Consider the following 3,671-nt stretch of genomic DNA (forward strand, 5'->3'; position numbering starts at 1 on the left):
GCCCACGGTCCGAACCCCGGGGGCGGCCCGTAGGCCCTGGGTTGAGGGGGGTGGGGGGAGACGGGCGGGCGGCGGGGAGCGCGAGATCGTCCTGGTCTCCTCGGGCGCCATCGCCGCCGGCCTCGCCCCGCTGGGCCTGCGCCGCCGCCCCAAGGACCTCGCCCGCCAGCAGGCCGCCGCCAGCGTCGGCCAGGGCCTGCTGGTCGCCCGCTACACCGCCTCCTTCGCCCGCTACGGCGTCCGGGTCGGGCAGGTTCTGCTGACCTCCGACGACATGAGCCGCCGCTCGCACCACCGCAACGCCTCGCGCACCCTCGACAAGCTGCTCGCGATGGGTGCCCTCCCGATCGTCAACGAGAACGACACCGTCGCCACGGACGAGATCCGCTTCGGCGACAACGACCGCCTCGCCGCCCTCGTCGCCCACCTCGTCCGCGCCGACCTGCTGGTCCTGCTGTCCGACGTGGACGGCGTCTACGACGGCGACCCCGCGAAGCCCGGCACCTCCCGCATCGGCGAGGTGCGCGAGCCCTCCGACCTCGCGGATGTCGAGATCGGCAGCACGGGCAAGGCCGGCGTCGGCACCGGCGGCATGGTCACCAAGGTCGAGGCCGCCCGGATCGCCGCGGCCGCCGGCGTTCCCGTCGTCCTCACCAGCGCCGTCCACGCGGCCGACGCCCTGACCGGCCAGGACACCGGCACCTTCTTCCACCCCACCGGCAAGCGCTCCGCCGACCGGCTGCTGTGGCTCCAGCACGCCTCCACCCCGCAGGGCGCGCTGACCCTGGACGACGGCGCCGTGCAGGCCGTCGTGGACCGCCGCAAGTCGCTGCTGCCGGCGGGGATCGCCGGCGTCGAGGGCGATTTCAGCGCCGGCGATCCGGTCGAGCTGCGGGACGGCACGGGGCACGCGGTGGCCCGCGGGCTGGTCAGCTTCGACGCCAAGGAGATCCCCCGGCTCATCGGCCGCTCGACCCGGGAACTGGCCCGTGAACTCGGACCCGCGTACGAACGCGAGGTCGTACACAGGGACGACCTGGTGGTCCTGCACCCGTAATGGGTCGAAACGTCCGCCCCCGGTGGTGGACGTTCCGCAAAACCGCCCCGCGATCCCTTGCGGCCTGCTCAACTTTGTCCCAGGGAACTGTTCCGCAGCAGCGCCACTGTGCAAAGGAGGCCGTCGTGAGACGAGTGCGCCCTGGGACTCAGGCGTCCCGCGGTGGTGCCGGCTCCCGTGCGGCCGGTGAGGAGCGCGCCCTGACGAGCGTGGCGGCCGGGGACCGGTTCCAGGGCGAGGAACCCGGCGACACCCCGCGGCTGTGGCACGTCACCCTCAGCGTCTCCGGCAAGGAGGCCCCGCTCCCGGAGGTCCGGCGCGCCCTGGAGCAGCTCGCCCACGACCACCCCTTCTTCCTGACCAGCCGGTACGCGGTCGACCATGCCGAGATCCGCTACTGGGAGGAGGCCCGCGACCTGCACGACGCGGCCGCCGTCGCCCTGCGCCTGTGGGGCGAGCACCGGCAGAGCGCCGGGCTGCCGCCCTGGGAGATCGTCGGCCTGGAGGTCATCGACCGCGCCACGTACCACCAGCGCATCGCGGAGGGGTACGGGCCGCCGCCGGCCTCGCCAGTCGGAGTTCACCCGTTTTGATCCGGTCCGGGAGGCGTCTCGGGGTGTGAAACGCGCGATGAACGGATCTGCCCGGCGCACTACGCTTTCCCTCATGACCACGCTTTCGCCGTACGACTCCATGTCCCCGGTCACCGAGGCCGCCTACCGCGCCAAGGCCGCCGGCGCGACCCTCGCGCCGCTGCCACGGGCCGAGAAGGACGACGCGCTGCTCGCCATCGCGGACGCGCTGGAGGTCCGTGCGAGCGAGATCGTCGAGGCCAACGCCAAGGACGTCGCCAAGGCCCGTGAGGCCGGCATCAGCGAAGGCATGATCGACCGGCTCACGCTCACCCCCGAGCGGATCCGCGCCATCGCCTCCGACGTGCGCGACGTCGCCGCGCTGCCCGACCCGGTCGGCGAGGTCGTCCGCGGCTCCACGCTGCCCAACGGCATTGACCTGCGCCAGGTCCGCGTGCCGCTCGGCGTCGTCGGGATCATCTACGAGGGCCGGCCGAACGTCACCGTCGACGCCGCGGCCCTCTGCCTGAAGTCCGGCAACGCCGTCCTGCTGCGCGGCTCCTCCTCGGCGTACCAGTCGAACACCGCCCTCGTGCGCGTCCTGCGCGACGCCGTCGGCGGGGCCGGGCTGCCCGCCGACGCCATCCAGCTCGTCCCCGGCGAGAGCCGCGACAGCGTGCGCGAGCTGATGCGCGCCCGCGGCCTGGTCGACGTGCTGATCCCACGCGGCGGCGCCTCCCTGATCAACACGGTCGTCCAGGAGTCCGTCGTGCCGGTCATCGAGACCGGCACCGGCAACTGCCACGTCTACATCGACGCGCAGGCCGACCTCGACATGGCCGTCGAGATCCTGATCAACTCCAAGGCCCAGCGGGTCGGCGTCTGCAACGCCGCCGAGACCCTGCTGGTCCACCAGGACATCGCCGCCGAGTTCCTGCCCCGCGCCCTGGAGGCCCTCGCGGAGGCCGGGGTCACCGTGCACGCCGACGAGCGCGTGCAGGCCTACGCCAAGGACTCCAAGGCCACCGTCGTCGAGGCGACGGCCGAGGACTGGGAGACCGAGTACCTCTCGTACGACATCGCCGCCGCGGTCGTGGACTCCCTGGACAAGGCCGTCGAGCACATCCGGCTGTGGACCTCCGGCCACACCGAGGCCATCGTGACGACCTCCCAGCAGGCCGCCCGCCGCTTCACCCAGCTGGTCGACTCCACCACCGTCGCCGTGAACGCCTCCACCCGCTTCACCGACGGCGGCCAGTTCGGCTTCGGCGCCGAGATCGGCATCTCCACGCAGAAGCTGCACGCCCGCGGCCCCATGGGGCTGCCGGAGCTGACCAGCACGAAGTACATCGTCACCGGCGACGGGCACGTCCGGCGCTGACGATGCCGACCCGCGCTCTTCCGGAGCGCGGGTGTATGCGGGGAGCCGCATGACCGTGCAAGGTCATCCGGATGGCGCAGGCGTGCGCGACGGGAGTGCCCAGGCGCGCGTGCGCCGTGTACGCCCCGCGCGAGCCGTCTCGACCGGCGGATGAATTTCCGTACCGTCTGCCCAAAATGACCCCCCAGGTCTACTCTGGATTCGTGCCGGAGGACGTGGGGGGCACGCCGTTTCCGGACGGCCGGGAGCCCGACGACGACCACGACCGCGGGGTGTCGGACGAAGAGTTCGCCTCCGTGGTCTTCGACGAGGCCTTCGTACGCGCGGCCGTGGTGCACGAGCCGACAGCGGTGGAGCGCCTCCTGGCCGCCGCACAGGCGAGAGCCGAGGCCTCCGAGGCCGAGTCGCGCCGTGCCCACACCAGAGGCGAGCGCTACGACGACCCGTACGGTCCGGACGGGCGCGGCGATTTCGGCCATGATCCCGACTTCGACGAGCTCGACGACCCCGACGTCATCGAGGGCCACTACGGCAGCACCGGGCCCTACTCCACACACGTCCGCTGGCACCGCCCCGTCGCCTGGCTGCTCGCCCGGGACCACCATGCCGGGCAGCACGACCTCGCCGTCGAGCGGCAACACGGGCAAGGTGAGCGGTGTGG

4 protein-coding genes are annotated in these 3,671 nt (G+C 72.8%); all 4 read left to right on the forward strand.

The window, feature by feature from the left end:
* On the forward strand, positions 1–1,057 hold a 1,057-nt coding region (proB, locus tag ABZ281_RS42240; protein WP_356663307.1), incomplete at its 5' end, for a glutamate 5-kinase.
* A gap of 134 nt (positions 1,058–1,191) precedes the next feature.
* The gene (locus tag ABZ281_RS42245; RefSeq protein WP_356663313.1) at positions 1,192–1,650 is read left to right on the forward strand and encodes a hypothetical protein; all 459 of its coding nucleotides are present in this window, start codon (positions 1,192–1,194) and stop codon (positions 1,648–1,650) included.
* 73 nt (positions 1,651–1,723) lie between these two features.
* A complete protein-coding gene (locus ABZ281_RS42250; RefSeq protein WP_356663309.1) occupies positions 1,724–3,010 on the forward strand; it encodes a glutamate-5-semialdehyde dehydrogenase in 1,287 nt (428 codons plus the stop codon).
* Between the two features lie 176 nt (positions 3,011–3,186).
* Positions 3,187–3,671 (forward strand): hypothetical protein (locus ABZ281_RS42255; protein WP_356663311.1); only part of this gene is annotated, 485 nt, incomplete at its 3' end.

The organism is Streptomyces sp. NPDC006265 (genome assembly GCF_040613555.1).
Lineage (GTDB): Bacteria > Actinomycetota > Actinomycetes > Streptomycetales > Streptomycetaceae > Streptomyces.